The sequence below is a fragment of the Nostoc sp. LEGE 12454 genome (assembly GCF_056620565.1).
Map to the genome: position 1 here is coordinate 200,978 of NZ_JBWQXL010000003.1, position 22,638 is coordinate 223,615.

The 22,638-nt window shown below is 42.4% G+C and carries 13 protein-coding genes; 2 read left to right on the forward strand and 11 right to left on the reverse strand.

Annotated elements, in window-relative coordinates:
- Nucleotides 1-171 precede the first annotated feature (171 nt).
- The 5 genes from AC1F2U_RS04955 to AC1F2U_RS04975 all read right to left on the reverse strand — a co-directional run bounded on the left by AC1F2U_RS04955 (nucleotide 172) and on the right by AC1F2U_RS04975 (nucleotide 5,237).
- Complete coding sequence (locus tag AC1F2U_RS04955) at nucleotides 172-357, reverse strand: type II toxin-antitoxin system HicA family toxin (RefSeq protein WP_194043187.1); 186 nt, start codon at nucleotides 355-357, stop codon at nucleotides 172-174.
- Nucleotides 357-593, reverse strand: coding sequence for a type II toxin-antitoxin system HicB family antitoxin (locus AC1F2U_RS04960; RefSeq protein WP_480260087.1), 237 nt, complete (start codon nucleotides 591-593; stop codon nucleotides 357-359). Before AC1F2U_RS04960 ends, AC1F2U_RS04955 begins: the two co-directional genes overlap by 1 nt.
- A 105-nt stretch (nucleotides 594-698) precedes the next feature.
- Nucleotides 699-1,058: a hypothetical protein gene (locus AC1F2U_RS04965; RefSeq protein ID WP_480260088.1), complete on the reverse strand. Its 360-nt coding sequence runs from the start codon at nucleotides 1,056-1,058 to the stop codon at nucleotides 699-701.
- An 84-nt stretch (nucleotides 1,059-1,142) separates the two neighbouring features.
- Nucleotides 1,143-4,850 carry a magnesium chelatase subunit H gene (gene bchH / locus AC1F2U_RS04970; RefSeq protein ID WP_480260089.1) on the reverse strand — a complete coding sequence of 1,236 codons (3,708 nt, stop codon included), beginning with the start codon at nucleotides 4,848-4,850 and terminating at the stop codon, nucleotides 1,143-1,145.
- Nucleotides 4,851-4,934: 84 nt separating this feature from the next.
- Nucleotides 4,935-5,237, reverse strand: a complete 303-nt coding sequence (locus AC1F2U_RS04975; protein WP_480260090.1) for a hypothetical protein — start codon at nucleotides 5,235-5,237, stop codon at nucleotides 4,935-4,937.
- Nucleotides 5,238-5,956: 719 nt separating this feature from the next.
- Between AC1F2U_RS04975 and AC1F2U_RS04980 the strand changes: the two genes are divergently transcribed.
- Nucleotides 5,957-6,898: an N-acetylmuramoyl-L-alanine amidase gene (locus AC1F2U_RS04980; RefSeq protein ID WP_480260091.1), complete on the forward strand. Its 942-nt coding sequence runs from the start codon at nucleotides 5,957-5,959 to the stop codon at nucleotides 6,896-6,898.
- A 786-nt stretch (nucleotides 6,899-7,684) separates the two neighbouring features.
- Here AC1F2U_RS04980 and AC1F2U_RS04985 read toward each other — a convergent pair.
- The 6 genes from AC1F2U_RS04985 to AC1F2U_RS05010 form a co-directional block, all read right to left on the reverse strand.
- Nucleotides 7,685-9,340: a mechanosensitive ion channel family protein gene (locus AC1F2U_RS04985; RefSeq protein WP_480260092.1), complete on the reverse strand. Its 1,656-nt coding sequence runs from the start codon at nucleotides 9,338-9,340 to the stop codon at nucleotides 7,685-7,687.
- A 125-nt stretch (nucleotides 9,341-9,465) separates the two neighbouring features.
- Entirely contained in the window at nucleotides 9,466-11,049 is a 1,584-nt protein-coding gene (locus AC1F2U_RS04990) for a mechanosensitive ion channel family protein (RefSeq protein ID WP_480260093.1), read from the reverse strand.
- Between the two features lie 557 nt (nucleotides 11,050-11,606).
- Nucleotides 11,607-13,826, reverse strand: coding sequence for an EAL domain-containing protein (locus AC1F2U_RS04995; protein WP_480260094.1), 2,220 nt, complete (start codon nucleotides 13,824-13,826; stop codon nucleotides 11,607-11,609).
- 658 nt (nucleotides 13,827-14,484) lie between these two features.
- Nucleotides 14,485-18,774, reverse strand: coding sequence for an ATP-binding protein (locus AC1F2U_RS05000; RefSeq protein ID WP_480260095.1), 4,290 nt, complete (start codon nucleotides 18,772-18,774; stop codon nucleotides 14,485-14,487).
- Between the two features lie 611 nt (nucleotides 18,775-19,385).
- Nucleotides 19,386-21,722: an EF-hand domain-containing protein gene (locus AC1F2U_RS05005; protein ID WP_480260096.1), complete on the reverse strand. Its 2,337-nt coding sequence runs from the start codon at nucleotides 21,720-21,722 to the stop codon at nucleotides 19,386-19,388.
- Nucleotides 21,723-22,216: 494 nt separating this feature from the next.
- Nucleotides 22,217-22,402 (reverse strand): hypothetical protein, encoded by a 186-nt coding sequence (locus tag AC1F2U_RS05010; RefSeq protein WP_480260097.1) that lies wholly within the window; start codon nucleotides 22,400-22,402, stop codon nucleotides 22,217-22,219.
- Between the two features lie 45 nt (nucleotides 22,403-22,447).
- Here AC1F2U_RS05010 and AC1F2U_RS05015 point away from each other — a divergent pair, with 45 nt between their 5' ends.
- On the forward strand, nucleotides 22,448-22,573 hold the full coding sequence (locus AC1F2U_RS05015) for a hypothetical protein (protein WP_480260098.1): 126 nt from the start codon (nucleotides 22,448-22,450) through the stop codon (nucleotides 22,571-22,573).
- Nucleotides 22,574-22,638 lie beyond the last annotated feature (65 nt).

A 22,638-nucleotide genomic window follows, 5' to 3' on the forward strand; every position in this document is an offset into this window, starting at 1 on the left:
AAATTGCCGCGAGTAGCGTTGCGATTGATACAGGCAGCAGAAAGTATGTTAATAGTACGTTTTTATACAAAAGATTTTCTGCTCGTCATGGGAAAATATAACAAATCGTTTTTGTTCGCGCAGCGTCCCGAACGGAAGGACAAGAGAAGGCTTTATGCTTCATATACAACACTAGGGTGGGGAAATCTCTAAATCTTTGCAAATCTTGATAGCTAGAATCTCAACAATCTCAGTATGTCTTGGAACTGCCGAGGTTCTGTTGTTTGATGGATTGTAATAAATCGTATGCCTTCCACCCTCTCGAAGAAACAAACAGCCGTTCTTTTCCAAATGGCGAATCAATTCACGTCTTTTCACTATAATTTGACATTAATCTGTTCGCGGACGACATCTTTACCGGAAAGTTGCTGCTCTGCAAGTTCCCGATTTGAGATTAGAATTAACTCTATCGCTTCCCGTAGGCTTTCTCTAGCTTCTTCCAGAGTTCTCTCTTGGACATTAGCGCCGGGTAACTCTTGAACGTAGCCGATATACCAATCATCTAACTTTTCATATACAGCAGTAAAAGAATTTTCCATTGTTGGATGCTTCATAACCAAAGTTTATATTTTACCTTAATTAAGATATTAAGCTATAAATTGTTTTTTATTTAGTGGCTGAAGTGTCGATTGATGCTTGCTTATCAAAATATGTTGCTTTTATTTTTCGTAGTTGATTCGCGCGATCGCATCTAAAAACTCTTCCTCTATAGTATGGATAGAAACTATATTCTCTTTGGGTAAAAAGACATAACCATCTCCATATTCTGCACAAATATATAAAACTACACCCTCAACGGAAATTTTTATGATATCCCATGCTTCCCTTGAGTAAATCTCCAAGCACCCCCTTTGCTCTAACTTGAACAATATTGCCGGTAGTTGTTTCAATTCTATATGTAACAATTTATTTTCTATACCATTATGAAATGTCATACCTAATTGTTTAAGGTACTCGGTTGTATCTTCTAAATCATCCTGGTTAATAGTGAAAAACTTTCCAATAATTGTCTGACTCATTGCAATCTCCTTTTTCAGTCTTCCCTTAACCCATCTTCATCTGAAAAGATAGTAATCAGAAACTTCATAATTTATTCCTATTTACTAAACCGTCACACCCTCCAACTCTTCATCTGTTAACTCATACAATTGCCGCAATTTATCTAACTTATCACCATCAGCTTCCCAGAAACCCCGCCCATGCGCCTCCAACATTCTGCCTAAAATATTGCGAAAAGCTTCAGGATTTGCCTTGCGTAATTTATCCGCCATCTCTGCATCTAACGCATAAGTATCAGCCGCTTGATCGTAAACCCAATCATCGGTAAAATCGGCAGTACCACCCCAACCAATCAACGCTGTCATCCGTTGGGAAATTTCAAAAGCACCACCAGAACCTTGATTCGCCATCGCTTGCGCCCATTTAGGATTTACCAACTTAGTGCGATACTCCATTCGCAGCAAATCATCTAAATTGCGGGGTGTAGTATCCTTCGAGAAACTTTCCACAAAACTGGTTGTAACCTTCTTACCGCCTTGTTTTTCTGCTGCCTTTTTCAAACCGCCAGTATTGGCGTAATATTCTTGAATATCAGTTAAACCATATTCTACCGAATCGATTTCTTGGACAATGCGATCGCTAGTTTTTAACAACGTATTCAAAACTTCCGGTCTAGCTTGACCTTTATCTTCTCTCCCGTAGCTGAATACATTGCGACTTTGCCAAGTATTGCCCAACTCCTCACCAGATTCCCAGTTACCATCAACCACGCGATCGTTCACCAAAGAACCAAAATCACCCGCCGGATTAGAAAACAATCTTGCCGATGCATTTTCCACACCTTGCGCTTTTAAAGCTAAAGCGTGTCTTCTAATAAAATTGCGATCGTCCGGTTCATCAGCATCAGCCGCCCGTTGAAACAAATCATCTAATAATTCGATGATATTTACAAAACTATCCCGAAAAATCCCAGATAAATTACCCAACACATCAATGCGGGGATGTCCAACCTCAGCCAACGGCTTTAATTCATAACGAACAATTCTACCAGTTCCTTCCTTAACAGGTTCAGCCCCTACCAATTCCAAAAGAATCCCCAGAGATTCACCCTTAGTTTTAATTGCATCCAATCCCCATAACATCACCGCCACCGTTTCTGGATATTTTCCATGTTCATTCAAATGCTGGGCGATAATTTTTTGAGCAATTTCTCGCCCCCGTTCATAAGCAGCAGGTGAAGGCATCCGATAAGGATCTAAAGCATGAATATTTCTTCCCGTAGGTAAAACACCAGCCCCATCCCGCAACAAATCCCCACCAGGCGCAGGCGGAATATACTCTCCATTCAACCCCCTTAACAAATTCGTCAACTCATCCGTAGATTGCATCAACAAATCTGTAATTTGCTTTTCTTCGTCTTGGCGTTCTTGGCGTCTTCTCTCCGAGACGCTGCGCGAAGGCGGTTCGTCTCCAAAATAAGCCTCCAAATACGACCCCAACTCCTCCTCATTCGGCTTTTCCCCCAAAGTATGCAGCCCAGAAGAAAACAACCGATTTTCTAAAACCTGCAAATATTCATACAACTCCATCAAATAATCATCAAAAGCATGACCGCTAAACATCCGCACATTCTCCGGAGTAAACGCAATGCCCAACCGTTTAGCATCCTCAAACGGACAATCTGCATCCAACCCAGAATCAACAATTTTTTTACAAATCCCTTCCTTCAGCACATAATTCTTTTGCGGATCTTCCCGATACTCCGAAATCAAATCTCGCAACGCCACCAATTCCTTATACAAACCTGCACGACCATAAGGCGGTACATTATGAGAAATCAACACACCATAACCGCGACGTTTTGCCAACATCGACTCAGAAGGATTATTCGCCGCATATATATATAGATTAGGCAAATTTCCTAACAGAATATCCGACCAAGAATAACCCGTATTACCCAACGGAGAACCAGGCAACCATTCCACCGTCCCATGCATCCCAAAGTGAACTACAGCATCAGCTTCAAACTCATTTTGCAACCATTTATAATAAGCAGCATATTGGGGATGTGGCGTTAAATCTCGTTCAAACATTAAACGCATCGGGTCGCCTTGTATGCCCAAAGGTGGCTGTACACCTATCCATACATTTCCTAATTGCACACCGCCAATCTGGAATTCGTCGCCATAAGTTTTAATTCCAGTTCCCGTGAGAGATTTCCATTGTTTTTCGATGCGGGAGGTTTGCAGATATCCCAACCATTTTTCTAAGGTACGGGCGCTAACGGACGCGGGGATATTTTTTGTATCATCAATTTCATCCGCTTCTTTCACCCAGCGAATCAATTCTTCCCCATCTTCTGGTAAATCTCCCACGGTATAACCTTGTTCTTTAAGTGCGTGGAGAAACTTCAGCAAACTACGCGGCACATTTAATAATGCAGCTGTACCCACAGCACCATAACCAGGAGGAAAGCCATATAAAATGATGGCAATCTTGCGTTCCGATGCAGGTTTTTGCCGCAAAGACACCCAAGTTTTTACCCTACCAATTAATCGCTCTACCCGTTCGGGAACCAGATAAATATTTTCACCCACCAAACCACCAAGGGGAATGGTATCAATAGCCCCATCCAATTCTGGTAACGCGTACAACACTACACTTTGCAATCCGCCGACACCTTGGCGCGTCCACGAGGAAATATCTTGAATTAATAGTGGTGCAGCAACAATATAAGGTACATTTTTGGCAGTGAGGATGCGCTTTGCTACTTCCACTTGACGCCCTGCTTCCATTGAACCAGCCGGGCCACCCACTAGAGGAAAGCCAATTGTAGAGACGATCGCATCCACTTTTACTGCTTCACTTGATAGTGAGGGAGTCTCTATATTACCTAGTTGTCGTTGCTGAATTTCATGGTCGGTTGTCATTAAATCTCGTACCGCCACATGTCCTTCTACGCCGTTGATGAAGATGGGTAAAGGAGTTAACCCGGCTGATTCAAAACTGCGAATCAGTTGGGGAATGTAGGGTTGTTTGGTGATGACGTGTTTTCGGTAGAGGAGAATTCCTACAACTGGGGAGACGTGATTTGGGGAGACGTGATTTGGGAAGACGCGATGAATCGCGTCTCTACAATGGGTTTTATACCATTCTAAATAGTCGCGGGGTGATTCAAAAAACCCTTGATAATCGGGGTGGAGTAATCCGATGTTGGGGGTTTCGACTAGCGGGGGAATGTCGCCGACTTTTAAATCTAAGTATTTTTCTGCCAGTGTCCAGAATAATGAAGCGACGTTTTCTGAACCGCCAGCATTCCAGTAACCATAAATAATTAACCAGTTGCGTAAGTCTTGGACTTTTTGCACTGGGACGTATTTCAGTAATTTGGGGCCAACCTTTAAAAAGCTGATGTAACCAGCGAGTTTGTCTTCTTCTCGTCCGTTGCTAAATTTGTCGAGGATGAATTTAACTGGTTTGGGCATTCCTTTGGGTTTATCGCCAATGGCAAAGTCACCCAGCTTGGTTAAACTCATCAATTCCAAGGCTGACTCGAAAACTAGGCGGATGGGAATTTGGGCAATGCGATCGCGCAACCACACAACCTGGTCATAATCAAATAGTAGGCTACCGAAAAACACATCAGCGCCATCAAGTGCTGTTTCTACCTCAGTGCGTTTGTTGGTAAGATCGCGATCGCTAAATACCCGAATATCCAACTCAGGACAGCGAGAGTTAGCCAAAAAGGCTGCTTTTCTGTACAAGTCAGCGTTGAATGATTCAAACCCAGCAATCAAGACGATGCGTTTCATGCCTGTAAGCGACGAAATATTTCTTTACTTAAATTTTAAACGTGCTTTCAGGCTGATTGTTAAATATCTACCCACAGATTCCGGTCAGTAGTTCCTTGAAGGGGTGAGAACTTCACTATCACCACTGCCTTTAGGATATTTTGATTTCAAAAAAGTTGTGATGTGTTGAGTCAAATTAAGTGCATCATTAAACTCTTTCGATTCCTGTAGCGCTTCATATAGCGAACGGATTTCTTGTGGTGACAAGTTTGTGAATGTACGCAATTCGGTAATATCTAATCTCCGATTAAACTCATTAGCAGTATGCCGCCATTGATGTAGAAGCGAAAATAACTCTCTATCTTGACGTTCTGCAAAGACATCAGATGCGATCGCGGTTTCCGTCACTGATATAATTAATCGCGGAAAAACTATCGGTCGTCCTGGTCTATGTGAATTTGGATTAAATCGTTCATCAGATAAAATTACCTCATTTGATCTGCACTCATTCAGTAAGGCACGCAGAAATTCTATCCTCTTTTCGTTCGCTGATGCCCATCGTTCGCCAAAAATCCCGGTAATTGTGGCTAATAATCCCAGACCATGGCTCCGCCAACGCCAAGGGCGATCGCGTATTCATTAATACTGTAAAGCATTATGTGTTAAGCTGCTCAGGGTTAACAGGAAGCCAAGGGTAGAGTCTTTCAAGGGTTTACGGCCTTATAAACCCAGATTCACATCAGGGCGTGCGTTCGGTTTAGGGATTTGGGCATCTAACTAAGTACAATTGTCATGGCTTTACACTTTTAGAAAGCGTTATTATCTAAATAATGCAGGCAATTGCTAGATTTCAATTTATTGCAAAAATTTACTGGTTATTCTCGATATTGATAACTTATAATAGTTGTGTTTTTGGTTACAATATAGCTTTGAATTAGGGGATTTTACCAAATAAAAGTTGCTGTTTGGGTTCACAGAAAAACTTATTTGGTCTAATAGCGTAGGAATGCTGAAAATAATGCAGCCATTGCTAGCAAGTATTTTCACAAAGTTATTAACCAAACTTTGTCTATATAATTATCAGAGTTTTGAACTAGTGTAAAAACAAGTAAATCGAGGATTAAATAATGAAATTCGGAATTGATAGCGGGCACAATTGTCCACCAGATACAGGAGCTAGAGGGATTAAATTCGAGGATAATTTAACTTTAGATGTAGGTAATAGAGTTATAGCCAAGTTAAGAGCTTTAGGAAATGAAGTTGTAGTATGTAGACCAAGTAGTGCTAATACAGTCCGTGACTCACTCTCAAAAAGATGCTCTACAGCTAATGCCAGTAAAGTAGATATTTTCGTCTCGATTCATTTTAATGCTTTTAACAACCAAGCTAACGGCACAGAAGTATATGCGACTAGCGATACAGGTAGAAAAATTGCTAAACCTGTATTAGATGAAATCATCAAGTTGGGATTTTTTAATCGTGGCGTTAAGAGTGGTTCCCACTTGTTTGTTCTGAAAAATACAGATATGCCTGCTATCTTGATAGAATGTTGCTTCCTCGATTCGCAAAAAGATATGAATCTTTTTAATCCTGAAGCAATGGCTAATGCAATTGTTAAAGGCTTAACTGGTAAAGTGCCAAGTGCCCCTGTTAATCCTGTACCAGATGAAGAGGAGAATATAGATGCGACTATTCTCAGACTGCAAAAATCCTTAAATAGACTAAAAATAACTGATAGAAATGGTAAGGCCTTAGTGGAAGATGGCTTCACGGGGGCTAACACCAAATCTGCTGTAGAAAAATTTCAGACTATTGTTGGAGTTAACCCAACTGGAATTGCTGACGCAACTACATGGAATGCCATAAATCTAATTTTGGCAAAACGAATTATCAGACCAAACCATGCCGGTGGTGCAGTTGTCAGATACTTACAATACCGTTTAGGTGTTGAGAATGATGGCGTCTACGGGCCGCAAACAGAGGTTGTAGTTAAAAACTTTCAAAAGCAAAATGGTTTAGATGCCGATGGAATTATCGGGCCTGCTAGCTGGCAGAAATTAATTGGTTAGGCTGATGGGGACTAGAGACTAGAGACTGGGGTAGTAGTGCTGAGTAAAGAAGTTGGGAATCTAACATCTTTACTCAGAACTGGAAATGGGCTAAACGCACCACTACCGCTAACAGAACTGTTTTGCCTAATTAATAAGTGAAGGGATTAATTTTAGCAACTTATACCATTTCTTTATGAGGCAGCGCCAAACCCTTTTAACTTCTTTCTTTCTTGGCGCTCTTGGCGTACTTGGCGGTTCGTTTCTCTTTCTTATTTCGATTTAGCGCAACTTCATACAGAATTGGTATTACAAGCATATTTTGTTCGTAACATCTTTGGCAAGTGTACAAACTGCCAAAACATTTGAGATAGCATTAATATCGCTTCAAGCTATTGAGCTAAAATAATTAAAAGAAATAACCAGGGCGTAGGAAATCACCTATTCTGCTGACAAGAATCTGTTCAACTTAACCGGATTTGCATTTGATGAATATCAATCGCATTTGGTAACAAGTAATTTCCTATCGCTCTGGTGCTTTTTTGGCGGTGAAGTTTCGCCAAAGTATAAAAGTAAAGGGCTTTTCAAGTCTATAACAATCATTACTGGTTTTTTGTATAAATAAACACGTTTTTACTAAGCTTCAAATTTATTTATTGTGTCATCTCAAGCCTGATACAACATTTATTCTAAGATACGGTTCAAAAGCGTTGTTTTTATAATAACTGAGTTTAAATATGATATTTCAGTAAGACAGCGATCGCATAATCCACGAGCGATCGCTATCCTCTGGTTTCACTGACTGAATTATCCTAATGTGTAGATATAGGCTTGTCTTAACCGCCTTACCATCTCTCGACGTACCTCATTTTGGACGCGGTTTCCACGTCGCCAGTGTTCTAACTGAATATTATCAACATAGAAACGGACAGAAAATTGCATAGCAGAGCCTTGGATATCAGTTAGCTGAACTTGTGGTTCTTTCCAGGCAGTATTAGACTCTTTAAAACTATCATGTAACCATTCGACAAATTTTAAAGAATAGTCATCTAATCTTGTTTCATCTACTCCGGGACTTGCGATTTTTTGAAATAATTTATTTAGTTTAATCTTCAGAAGGTCAATTTTTTGCTCCCATTCATCTGGTAAAAGATGTTGGTCTTCAATTACTAAATCAGGATCTTTTAACCAAGTTTGATACCATTGGCGAATCAAACCAATTAGAGTTTGTTTCTCAGTCGGCTCTTGTTCTTCTAGGCGCGATCGCAGACGTTTACCCTTACGTTCTGTGATGACTACCAACCCCACAATGTTCAATATTTCTAAATAGTTTTTCTGGAGAATTTTCATTTCTTCTGAATTCAATCCACCCTTTTCTACCTTCTTAACTTCTCTAACAAAATCTTCAAATGCTTGCTCAATTTTTTGCAGTTGCGTGTTGACATCTTTTTCAACTAATAAACGCAGCCGCCCTGCTTCTTTTTTTGACAGTTTATTATCCTCGGCTTCTGTCAATGCAGCAAAACTATCTAAATATTGAAGTTTTTCATCAATATCACCTAATGTGTCTGGATGACCGAGGATAATTTGTTGCAAAATGTTTGTTGCTACCACTGCATCAGCATCAACCCTCACTGACACTTGAATCGTATAAGCGTAGTGAGTTGTAGGACGACTGAGATTGACTATGTTTTGACCTCCCAAAGTCGTATTTGGTGTATACACCTCGCAATGCTCGTTAATCAAATATAGTTTTGTCACCCGGATACCAATGTGTTTGATAATTGCAATCGAACCATCTGGCATGGAGATGACATCTCCAAATCTAAAGGGTGTATCAACTAGCAAAACTAACCCACTGAAAAAATCGCTTAAAATATCTTTTACTGCTAATCCCAACACTACTGTGATGCTACCTATTGCTAACCCAATTCCTGTTAAATCAACCCCAATGGTGCTGAAAAACAGAGATATGCCAATGAGGTAAGTGATGACTGGGATAAAATTTTGTAGGAGTGGAATTAATACGTCATCCCAGACAGCCTCCGTTTTTCGGGCGTAGTCTTTTAAGTAGTAGACTGCTGCTTCTGTAAATAATAAAGTTATGCCGTAAGTGAAACCAAGAATTAGGAAAGCCGTGAGTCCTCGATCGATTAAATTAATAATTCCCCCCGATCCGAGTTGAGTCAGAGAGAGTTTTAGACTAGCCAGGATAAAAATAGCGATCGCAGGGATTTGTAAAATTCCAAGGATAAACAGGGCTGTATCTTTTTCTGTGCGGCGCAGAAACGATCGCAGTAGATAGAAGAGTAATATATAGAGTACAAATACAACAATTATAGATGCACCGAATGTATAAAAGAAAGAGCTAATTTGTGCGCCCGTTGGAAAAGTCGGAGGTGGTACTACAACAGAAGATTTTGATGCAGATTCTGCGGCTTGGGCGATGAGGGTATAATTCATTAGTGCCTATTTCAATGTGTTGCAATTTTAAATAAGTTGCTCTGCCAATTTGGGGTTTTTGATGGAAGGAAAAATCCCAAATTCAATTACTCCTGAGTTATTTGTTGTGACAAGAAAGTGCCAAATTAACCTTCGGCACTTTCAGCGCGCACGGGAATTATAATTCCTTCCCGCAGCAGTGCATTCGTAAAAATCTTCCGAAGAACGCGCTGAATCTGAAGATGTTTTCCTGGCTTTACTTTCGTCAATGTTCGTAGCAACAAATTAGACTCTCCCAGACTTTCGACTCCATCTACCTGTGTAGCTTCGAGTACATCTGGATCGTCTGCTTTTAACTGCTGTCCCACCTCCTCAATGACTTTGTACACGTGCGCTAAGTTGGAATCATAAGGCACGCCAACTTCTACTACTGCAAAAATATACTGTTTGGAGTAATTAGTAATTGAGCCAATATTCCCATTTTGAATAATCTGCAATTGACCATTAGGATGTCTGACACGAGTGGTTCTGAGTTCAATCGCCTCGACAATACCTTCGACAACTTTATCTTCGGCTTTTCCGGCTTCAATATAGTCACCTACTAAGTAATAGTTTTCAAACAGAATAAAGAAGCCACAGACAATATCGTTAATTAGTGTTTGTGCCCCTAATCCCACAGCGATGCCGACAATACCAGCACCCGCAAGTATGGGAGTTGGATCGATACTCAGCGCATAGAGAATGAAAACTGTAGCACCAAAGTAAATTAAGTATTGTAAGAAACTACGAAACAGCGGAACGAGCGTCAGGCGTCTACTTCTTTGAATATCAGTTAGATTCTGGTCTTTAAACAGCACCTCTTCAACAAGTAAGTAAACGACCTCAAACAACACGCGACTAATGAAGATGATACCGATTATCTTGATAATTCGCGGGCCAAAAGTTGCGACATTGGCAATTAACTGCACCTGCTGAATCACCAATGTTGCCATGCAGACATAAATCACAAATTCCAAGCAGCGCTTTAAAAAGGGTATCAGGTGTCGGAGGCGATCGTAGAATCTCAGCAGGTTATCAGGATTGGAGTATCTGATGCTAAGAGCATCTAGGCTATCAACGATCGCAGCGACTGCTTTAAGTATAAGTAACCCGACGGCAATGATTAGATAGATTCGCAGGGCGATGTACAAATATTCCGAAACCGTTGCTGGCAATTTGAGAAACTGGGCACACAAGATGGTAGCCCAAAGCCAGATTCCACCGCTGATTCTGTCATAGAAGGCGTTAAAGAAAGCATCAATACTTTCATCATCAGCAGTATTTTTTTCTAAGTTCTTGGCGCGAGAGCTGGCTACCTTCAACCAATATTTGAGAAATTTCAGAGCGATCGCCGCTAAAATCAAAGTGCCAATACTCTGAGCTATGCCAATTCCTAGTGTCACCCAAAATCTTGATGGGATACGCTCAATCAACAAGAGTGTGTATTGCTGAAGGTTTTCGCCCCGATAAAGTAGATAACCATTAGCACCCACAATCAGAATGCACGACACCACACAAGCAAGTAACAATAACCCTGTGATATTCCGGCGCAGGGTTTTGATACTTCTATTGTCGCTTTTAGGTATAAAGGTTTTGGTAAATAGCTTGAATAATTTACTGAAAACCCAGTTCAGTAATAAAAAAACAAAGATTATCAGGCTAACTTCAGCCAAAATAATTAATACATTCATATATGAACAGAAAACTGAATTAATTTAACAGTTGTATATGAAAATTTATTGATAGCATCAAGGTATTTCTATACATAGATGATTATTATTTCATATAATCACAACTTGTCAAGCCATTAACATTTTATTCACACGTTCGTTTTTCGCTTTATCTTCACCGACTTTAAGTAAGTGAGAATAAATCGAAGTAAATTAAGTAATGTAAAAAATCTTGAGATTAGTTTGTAGTGAAAACTTTAGCCCTCACTTGATGGCTAAAGTTTCACTACAAACCTTTAATTATTTATGCCGCTCTACTTAACGCTCTTCCATCACTCTGGTCAAAGAAAAATCTCAGCCAATTTTTAAACAATAGACAGAAATTAGGTTTGGAGCTTTGTTTGCTAACAGTATGGCTAAAATTATCATTTTTGCCTGAATGACATTGGAACCTTTCTCTGGTGTTCACTGCAATAATTGCGCGTAGATAGTGGGTTAATGTGTCTTTTCCTCCCCGTATATCCGCGTCTTTACATCTTTCTAGCGATTTGAACTATGCAACTTACAAGGGCATCAGCTTATTTAATATCAGCATTCTCACAATCCATCTGCACGACACAATTTCTCCCTTGTGCTTTTGCCTGGTAGAGTCCTTGGTCAGCAGCAGCAATTAAGATTGCAGGAGATAATTGGCTATGAGGAGTGATGGTTGCCACACCAAGACTTAGGGTAATGAATTCACTGACCTGAGAATGGGGATGAGGCATTTGTAATGCACTAACATTGATCTGAATATCTTTTGCAATTGCAATAGCCCCTTCAATATCAGTATTCGGCAAAATAACTGCAAACTCTTCTCCACCATAACGAGCGACTAAATCAGCGGGATGTTTAACTGTCTGAGAGATTGCCTTAGCAACCTGTCTAAGTGCATCATCTCCTGCCAGATGTCCATGCGTATCGTTGTAAAGCTTAAAGTAATCGACATCACACAAAATCAAAGATAGCGAACCTTGCTCTCGTGCCAACCATTGCCACTGCGTGTTTAACGTGTCATCAAAGCAGCGTCGATTTGCTACTTGGGTTAGACCATCGGAACAGGCGAGGCGCTGTAATTCCTGGTTTGCTTGTTGTAATTGGTGGTAAAGTTCTGATTGCTGAATAGCGATCGCAGCTTGACCTGCTAACTGGTTAAACAAGTTAATCTCCGACTGCTGCCATTGTCTCGGATGACGGCATTGGTGAGCAATCAATAGCCCCCACAAACGCCCTTGCTGCAAAATTGGTACGACAAGGTTTGCCCGAATTTGCAGACTCCGAAGCAGGTCAACATGGCACGGTGATAGACCGGCAGTTTCAATGTCTTCGATCGCTCTGGTGTTACCTTGTTGATAATAAGCTGCACGCGTGGATTGAAAGCAGGTATCCATAACGTGAAATCCCAAAATCGACATACACCCTTCTGCTAAGGATTCTACAGCGACTAATCCACTCCAGTCTGGCTTAAACTGATACATCACCACTCGATCTACCTCAAATAGTTGTCGCACTTCGGCTACCGTGATTTGCAAAATCTCGTCTAACTCCAACGATTGGCGAATGCGCTGCGTTACAGCCGCAACAATTCGCTCAGACTCGCTTTGGTGTTGGACACGCTGCTCAACTTGCTGAGAGTGTGTTGATGGTACAGTTAACAAGATTTGCTCAAAGTAAGGGGTTGTAGTGACAGGCGCTGCACAGGGTTTACCAATCAAATAGCCTTGAGCAAGATTTGCACCTCGTTCTCGCAGCCAATTCAATTCCTCAATGCACTCAATTCCTTCAGCAACGGTTTGAATATTTAACTTTTGAGTAATCTCTAAAAGCTTCTCGGTAATCGAAGCTTTGTAAAGGTCTTGATGCACATCTCGAATTAACTCCATGTCCAGCTTGATAAAGTCTGGACGTAACTGATGCAGCAAGTTTAGGCTGGAATAGCCAGAACCAAGGTCATCAAGAGCGACTAAAAACCCAGCATCCCGATAGTATTTAAGCACTGTCTTCAGGTGGGTTAAATCTTGAGGATTGTCTGACTCTACAACTTCAAAAACAACGCGATCGTGGGTAATTCCGGCAGTATCAATGGCCTCTACCGTACTACGTAGGCAAAAAGCTGGGTCATAAAGTGACGTTGGTGCAAAATTGATGAAGATGTGCCCATTCACTTGATGGCGGCTGAATTGAGTGATTGTGCTGAGACGAGCAACTTGGTCGAGTTGTGGTAGAAGTCCGGCTTCAGTTGCTAACTCCAGGATAGATGTCGGTAGCACTAAATTGCCTTCTTTATCCAGCCCTCGCAAGAGCGATTCATATCCAAAAATTTGCGATGTATCGTTAATTGAAACAATTGGTTGAAAGTAACTGGTGAATCGTTCTGTTGCCAGCATATCAATCAACCAATCGGATTGGTTCAACTTAATGAAGCGTTGTAATGAGGCTATGTCACTAAAATCATGGAGTTGAGGTTGGAAAGTGCCTTGCATGAAAAGGACTTGCGTCTCTTTTAATTCTCTTGGTGCAAGTAGTTTGGCCAGGTTACGGGCAATTTCTAGAGACTGTCCGGGTCTACACTCCAAACTCAAACCTGGTCGCTCGTGCATCAGTTCATACTTAAAGGAAAACTGCTGTAGGTAGGAGGTGACTTTTATCAGGGTATGTGAAACGGGGAACCAGAGAAAGAGCCTACCTGCTTCCTTAGTCCGGCAGCGTGCAACATTGCGACAAGCACAGGTTTTGGAGATAGGACATATTTGGCTCATAGCTAAATAATTTGCTCAATCCGATTTATTCTATTATTCCCATTATTTTTACTGTAAAAGATAAACTACACTTCAAATATATGAAGATTTGATGAGTTAAGTAAGCTGCATAATTTAGCTGAGTAAGTGACTTGGCAACACATACTAAAATTTATACTAAAAGACCAAGTAATTGCCGATATATTTTGTACAATCAAGCAACAGAACGAGGAGTTATATTAACAATTTAAGTTATAAAATCAAGGCAAAATCAGCTAGATTAGGAACAGCTTTTAACTAGATTAATTCAGAGTAAATATATTTTTGTTAAGAATGAATCTATCTAAATAGACATCTTGCAAAAGTAATACCAATTGGAAAAAAGAATGTGACAAATAGACCATTTGTAGAGACGCGATGAATCGCGTCTTTACCAAGGATGTGTTGCAATCATTAATTGAATTGGTATAACAAATGCCAAGATGTTGGGGAAAGGTTAAAGGTAAAGGGGAAATTCCATCCCTTTTCCCTTTAACCCTTCCCCCCACTTCTGCAAGAAGTCTAATAAACAATAAAATATTTGAAACAAGTTAATAAATTAAGCCATGAATCAAAAGCCCTCACCCTAAATCCTTATCCCAATGTTGGGAAAGGGACTTTGAAATTGGCTCCAATATACTTAGATATGCCCACTTCTACCAATTAGAGTTGCAATTTCCTTGATTAATTCGTCTGGTTCGACGGGTTTGGAAAGATGCTTTTGAAACCCTGATTCAAGTGCTTGTTGTTGATTGATTTCTCCAGCATAAGCAGTTAAAGCGATCGCCGGAAGTTGTTTGGCTTGGTTTGCCTGCAATGCTTTAACTTGGCGCATTAGCATATAGCCATCCATTTCTGGCATCCCAATATCACTGAGCAGCATATCTGGTTCTGACTCTGCCAAAATTTGTAATGCTTCTTTTGCTGATGTCACTGCTGTCACCATTGCTCCAGCCTGTTCTAGTACAAATGTGTGGAAGTCACGGGTATCATCGTCATCATCTACAACTAAGATTTGGATGCCTGCCAGGATTTCAATCGGAGGAGAAGGATTTAATGCAGCAACATTTATATCTTGTTTTGGGGTTAAATCTTTTTTAATTAGTGGTAGCCGGACTCGGAAAATAGCTCCTTGCCCCTCACCTAAACTTTCTGCCTGAATCGTGCCGCCATGTAATTCGGTCAAATGACGCACAATTGCTAACCCTAACCCCAATCCACCAAATTTTCGGGTTGTCGTGCCATCAGCCTGACGAAAATATTCAAACACATAAGGTAGAAACTCAGGGCTGATTCCCTTACCTGTGTCGCTGACGGTAATCTCAGCTTCCGCATCAACGCACTCTAGTTGAATATCAATTTTTCCTCCTTCCGGAGTGAATTTAACGGCATTCGATAAGAGATTCCAAATAACTTGTTGTAAACGACCAGAATCACCCAAAACTTGCCCGAAAGAAGCATCCAGCATCGTCTGAATTTGAATATTTTTAGCTTCTGCTGCCAAACGCACTGTTTCCAATCCCGCCTCAATCACAAGTACTAGGTTGACAGGTAACATCTTCAGGTTGAGCTTGCCTTGTAAGATCCGAGAGACATCGAGCAAATCTTCAATTAGTTGAGCTTGTAATTGAGCATTCCGCTCGATAGTTGCGATCGCTTTCTTCAGAGCTGCGGCGTCAAACTCACGAGTCTGCAAGAGTTTCGCCCAACCAAGAATCGGATTCAGAGGCGATCGCAATTCATGGGAAAGTACCGCCAAAAACTCATCTTTAATCCGGTTGGCTCTTTCGGCTTCAGTTCTGGCAGCTTGCTCGAGTTCTAGGAGGCGATCGCGTTCGGCTTCTGCAACTTTGCGTTCGGTAATGTCAATGACTGAGCCAATGTAACCTTTAAACTCACCGTCCACTCCAAACCACGGATTCGCGGCATCAATGCAAGAACGATATTTGCCATCTTTGCGCCGCAAGCGGTACTCCAAACGGAAGGCCGAGTAACTGCTACTAGCTTCCAGAAAAGTATTCCTGGCGTCATTATAGTCTTCTGGATGCACAGCATTTAACCAACCAAATCCCAGACCCATTTCCTCGCTCTGACCTGTAAAATCGTACCAGCTTTGACTGAGATAGGTGCAGTGGCTATTGGTGTCTGTCACCCAAACCATAAAGGGGGCATTGTCAGCCATGTTGCGGAACTTTTCTTCGCTTTTTCGAAGGGCTTTTTCTGCTTGTTTGCGATCGCTAATGTCTGTAACAAAAATGCTGACTCCTTCTGCAAAGGGGTAGATGCGATTCTCAAACCAGCGCTGCCAAGGCGTATAAAAGTATTCAAACTGAACAACGGTGTTTTCTGCCTTCGCCCGATGAACCTGGGTATGAAACTCGCTTTTAACCATATCGGGAAAAACTTCCCAAACAATCTTACCTAGCAACTCTTCTTTGGGGATGCCAACAATTTCTGCTACCTGTTCATTGACAAAGCTATAACGCCACTCTCGATCCAATACAAAGAACTGGTCTTGGATGCCAGCTATCACAGTCTCTAGGTGTGCTTTGGCAACCTCAGCTTCAATTCGCAACCCTTGCTCGCGTTCCATAGCCTCTTGGCGGAGACGAGCCATTTTTAGGGCTGCCTCTACCCGCGCCAACAATTCACGAGCAGAGAAAGGTTTAATCAGATAATCATCGGCTCCCGCTTCTAATCCTTCCACCCGTGCCTCTTCCCCTGCCCGTGCCGACAACAGGATGATTGGAACTTTTTGCGTCAGCGGATCGGCTCGTAATGCTTGCAGCAGTCCAAAGCCATCTAATCCAGGCATCATCACATCTGTCAGTACCAAATCTGGGACACGTCCACGAGCCGAATCCAAAGCAGCTAAACCATCCGGCACTGATTCCACCTCATACTGCTGACTTAATAGCCGCTTAACATAATCGCGCATATCTGCGTTGTCATCAGCCAAGAGAATCCGAGCAGAGGGAGCAGAAGGGCAAAGAGGCAGAAGAGAAAATACTTCCTTCTCCCCTACTCCCCTGCTCCCCTGCTCCCCTGCTCCCCCGCCCCCCTGCTCCTCTGCTCCCCCGCCCCCCTGCTCCCCTGCCTCTTCCGGTAGCCACCGCAGGGCTTCTTCTAGATAAGGTGTTGCACCTAATGCGGTTGAAGCTAAAGTTCGCGGGGCACTAATCCGGTCTGGAGGCAAATGAGCATATCCTGTTGGAATTGACACAGTAAAGCAACTGCCTACTCCGAGAAGACTGGTAACATCAACTGTTCCACCATGCATTTGCACCAATTCTTGCACCAGTGATAATCCAATTCCTGACCCTTCAAAAGTTCGTCCTTGCGCCCCTTTAACGCGGTGGAATCGTTCAAAAAGGTGGGGGATTTCTTCTGCTGGGATACCGATTCCTGTGTCTTTGACTGCAAACTCAATACGGTCATTTAACCACTGCAAACTGACTGCAATTTCTCCAGCCATCGTGAACTTGAAGGCATTCGAGAGCAGGTTAAGAACAATCTTTTCCCACATCTCCCGATCGACATACACTGGTTCTGGCAGGGAAGGACAATTAACTGATAGCTGCATCCCTGCCCGTTCTACTGCGGAACGAAATACACTAGCTAGTTCTGCGGTGAAGGTGGCAAGGTTAGTGGGTTCATAAGATGCTTGAACCCTTCCGGCTTCAATGCGTGAAAAATCTAGCAAGCTGTTGACCAGTTTCAGCAGCCGAAGTCCGTTGCGTTGCACCATTTCTAGCTGCTCTCGTTCTTTGGCTGGAAGCAGTGTGGCACAAGTGGTTAAGGTGTCCTCTAATGGCCCCAACATCAGAGTCAATGGGGTACGGAACTCGTGGCTGACGTTGCTGAAAAAGACGGTTTTGGCGCGATCGATTTCTGCCAAGGCTTCAGCGCGTTTGCGTTCTTCCTCGTAAGCTTGGGCGTTAGCGATGCTCGCTGCAATTTGAGCCGCAACTAAATCAATGAATCCTTTATAATTGTCGTCGAATAGCCTGAAGGGGTTCAAACCAGCGATTAATATACCAGCTTTTCCGCTTTGACCGGATGCGGCAATGGGTACTGCGATCGCTTGATGGGGCGATCGCTGCCAAACACCGCAAGGTAGACTACTAAAAGACACTTCCAAATCGGAAATCAGTTTGGCTTGATGCGTTTTGCTCACTTCCGCAAAGGGCCAAACACAATCAGCATCGAGAGCCACTGTTTCTGGAACTGCTACGTGGTTTTCCCCAATGCGGCACGTTCCTGCCAAAAAAACTTCCTGCTTATCGGGATCGACCAGATAAATCATTGCGAAAGGGAGATCGTAAGGGTTGCTCTCCAGACAACTCGCACTTAGCGTACAGGCTTCATCGAATGTCCGCGCGTCTGCTGTCCTTGCCGCGAGTTCGCGCAAAAGTGCCAACTGACGCTCGCTGATAATTCGCTGCGTGTCCTCTGTGTTAGCGCAAATGATCCCACCTGTGTCGCCCTGGTCATTAGGAACCGGGCTATATGAAAAAGTATAATAAGTTTCTTCTGGGTAGCCATTGCGCTCCATAATTAGCAGTAGCGCTTCATCGTAAGTACCCTCATTCTTCAGCATCGCTGATTCAGCGCGAGGCCTAATCTGATCCCATATTTCCCGCCACACGTATGCAGCTGGCTGTCCAAATGCTTCTGGATGTTTGCCGCCAATAATAGTTTTGTAAGCGTCATTGTAAAGGTTAATTAGTTCCTCGCCCCACCAAACAAACATGGGTTGACGGCAAGTTAGCATAATTCGCACGGCAGTCTTCAAACTCTGCGGCCACTGCTGTGTTGGGCCAAGGGACGTTTTTGACCAATCCTGTTCTCGCATCCTAGCCCCCATTTCACCTCCACCGATAAGGAAATTTACGTTGGCGTTGCTTGCTAACGTTGATTCGTTCTTCATCAATTCCTCTCGATTGGTCATGTGGGGTTACAGGCTACATCGGTTTGTCTTTTAGAAAAAATCCTCTATAAATTAGACCTTTACGCTTCTAAACACTTATTTTAGAGGATATTCAAAGTCATATACAGGGTGATATACCAACTCTGCTGTGATTTTTCAAAGCTTTTAAATTGCCTTTTCGGGGCAAGTTTCTACTTTGGCTATTTTTATTTTCTCCTTTATATCATCGATATTTCAAGCTACCAAGGGCAATTCTCATTAGACAATCCATAATGTTGTAACGGCGATGGCTGCGCCAACGCCAAGGGCGATCGCTAGCCACAAGCATTTGGCACGCTGTAGGTTAAGTAAACGGGTTTTAATGGGTAGCGCTAAAATTCCCCTGCCGACGAAACTTTGAAGGAGGGGAATTAAAGCATTCTAAGTTAGGACTACCCCTTTTAAGGTGACTGATAAAATCTCTCTTTTTCTCTCTGTGCGCTCCGCGTCTGTGCGGTTAAAAAGTAATTTATGTAACTACTCTAGACGCAGAAAACACAGAGTAAAAAGATTAAAAAGGAATTTTTTGACCAAAATTTTTACCCACCTTGAAGGGCTAATCCTATAACTATTTAAATTGTTTCTGTAAACATACCGGTTCGGGCAAATTCTTCTTCTTCAGGGGTGAAGAGTGGAGGTTTATCCACAAGGCTAGGCTCAAAGTAGTATGTTTCTTGGAGAAACTGCCCGATAATCACAGCTTCCTCTAAATCCTTGATGTGGTTCTGTGCAACTACACACGCTTCCTTGAGGTTATTCGCATCGCCTTTCTCCAACAGCTTTGGCAATTCTGTTTTTACCCCTGTCAGCCGTGCCAATGGCTTGAGAATTCCGTAGATGTTGTAGATCCGAGCAGTTTCTATGCTGGTGTATTTGAGTGCATTCGCTCTTGCTAACTCAGAGTCAAGGCTGGGCCAAAAACGGGTGGTGTAGAACGCTTTCTCGTCCTTGTGATACCATTCTTCCGATCGCGCAATGGAAGAAGAAACGGTGTTATGCAGTTTCCAGAAGAATAACCGCAGGGAGGAACCATCTACCACGGTGGATAGCTTTGCCTCCATTGACACTTCAAAGTCATTCAGGTTCGGATCGCGCCCAAGTATAAGGTACTCTACAGGATACATATCCACTTCCTTATTTTGCACAACATACATATTCAGGTGGTGTCGGCAGTAAGGACAGGGGTACATTGTGGCAAACAGTTGGAAGAAATCTTTGAAGATTGCGACTGCGGCTTTTTGCTGTTCTGGTGTCTTGGTAGACACAATCTCAGCTGTGGTATGGAAGAAGCGCCACACTGCCGGGCCAATGTAGTAGGGGAAGCTGACTCGCATTTGGGAATCCTTCACCTCAGTCCGATCTAGATAGACATCAATGAATGCTACATACTGCGATAGCGCTCCTGATTCTCGCCCAAATTCTAGGCGTTCGCGGCGTTTCTGGACTCCATTCAGGTAGTGATGCGTTAACCGCCATGCTTGTTTGAGGATCAATTTCTGTTTGGGAGTGCAACGGGGAAAATTTTCGGCAACATCCGCCCCGTAGCGGCTAAATTCTCCTGAGTTTTTTGTACGCTGATACCATTCATCCAAAGCTGCCTCATCGGGTACGGTGTTACTTTGGATATCTGCTGTGCTAGAAACACTAAACGCTGCCAACAACTTCGGCATAAAGTCTTCATACCAATATACTACTGGCATGATTGCACCATCTATTTCCTCAGTTGCCTGTCCGAGAATGACGCGGTTCCACTTGTGCAAATAGTCTTTTGGATTTGCCTGAGATTTAGTTGGTGGTGGAGCCATTTCTTCGTTCAGTTCTATTCCCCTGAGACGATTGAGTTCGTTAATGGCCAGCACGCCTTCGACGATGTCACCCAAGCTAAGACTTTTCTTTTTGATCGTAATTGCAAACTCGACTCCGGCAGCAAACTTTTCTTTGACATTGGCAAATTTACTCCGTGCTTCTAAAATCGCTTGCTGTTCTGCCAACATTTCTGGTGTCTTTGCCACTGTTTGCCAGTTCTCAATCCGCTCCTGTAATCGAGCATATTCATCGGCAATCGATTTAACCACTGCATCCAGAACGGGGTAGCAATCCTCGGATACTATACCTAATGCTTTGTAAAGTGCGATCGCCTGCTTAACAAACTCCACAAAATCGGTAATTCTGTATGGCAAGTTTTTCACCCGCAAGTGAGTTTCGTGGTTGGCGGAGAAACTCTCACGGAAGCTGCGGTAGGCTGCTCCTTGAATCAAACGAAACAAACCAATCTGCATTTGCAAAGGGGACGTACCGCTTTTTTTCTGATTCGGTGAGTTTGGTTGTTGCGCTAACTGTTCTCTTAGCTGTGCCAACTCTGGAGTCGTTGCTTCTGGCGTCGGCTGGGTGCTAGCTGCTGCGGCCTCATTGGAAGTGGCAACTGTCTTGAGCGAACTGTTCAGGGAAATCGGTGAGTCTTGATAGCCAGTTTTGCTCTCTGACTCCTCCGGTACTAGCTGACAGAATTCCTCAAAGTCAATTGAGCCATCGCCATCATGATCTACTTCCTGCAACATCTCTTTCAATTCAGCGTCTGTCAGCCCAAACTGACTCATGACTGTCCGCAGTTCAACAGCAGTAATTTGACCGCTACCGTCTTCATCAAAGGCACTGAAGGCTAACTTCAGGCGGCTTTGGCGATCGCCTACTTTCGCTATCATCAGCGTTTTAAATTCTTCAAAGTCGATAGTGCCTGACAAGTCAACATCAATCTCCTTAATCAAGTCACGTAGCCCCGCTTCCGTGGGATTTTGCCCTAGCGATCGCATTACCTCCCCCAGTTCCTCGGTTGAGATCGCTCCGTTGCCGTCTACGTCTAATACTTTGAAAGCTTGCCACAATTTTTCTATTTCTTGTTCATCAATCATGGTTTTGTTCCAATTCTATATGTGTCACCAATAAGTTTCTTACCATGTTTTCTAACAGCTACTTCAATGCTGTCTTATTCTGTTAAGTAAATAACAAGTATTAGTCACAACGGAACTTAGTCTCAACGATACTTGCAGTTGCTTTGTAAATTGGTCAGTTGCTTATTATTCCAACAAATGCAATTTTACGGGTTTAATTGCAAATGTTTCTAGATAAACTAAGTAAGTCAGCGAGAATAAAGCAAACTATATTAAGTAATATAAAAAATCTGAAGATTATTTTATGGTAAGTCTTTCAGCCCTGATTTATTCGCGTAGCATCTCGCAGAGACGACTAAAATCATCACTACAAACCTTTAATTATTTACGCTGCTATACTTCTCAAAAGTTTTTTATATCCCCTTATAAAAACTCCTTTGCCTTATTTGCAGTGTTGGGAATAGGGCAAATTTCTATTTTGCTGAACACTCCATGCACGATCCCATTGGCAAAAATTAACAAAGCTCAAACGTTCGTCCAGAAAGCTCAAACATTCGTCCAGAAAGTTCAAACATTCGTCCAGAAAGCTCAAACATTCGTCCAGAAAGCTCAAACATTCGTCCAGAAAGCTCAAACATTCGTCCAGAAAGCTCAAACATTCGTCCAGAAAGTTCAAACATTCGTCCAGAAAGTTCAAACATTCGTCCAGAAAGTTCAAACGTTTATCCTAGAGGATAATTTACTAGATGCAAATCCTATACTCGATTCGGCATAACCACAGTCAACAACAAATATCTCTGTGTCTAATCCCCGATGCCCGATGCCCCATGCCCAATCCTTTGTATTTGCGATCGCAAACTAACTTAACCTAAATATATACCTTTAGCAGAGGTAAATTCAAAGGCTATGTTCGATATTTAAGTAAATAGTAGGTATC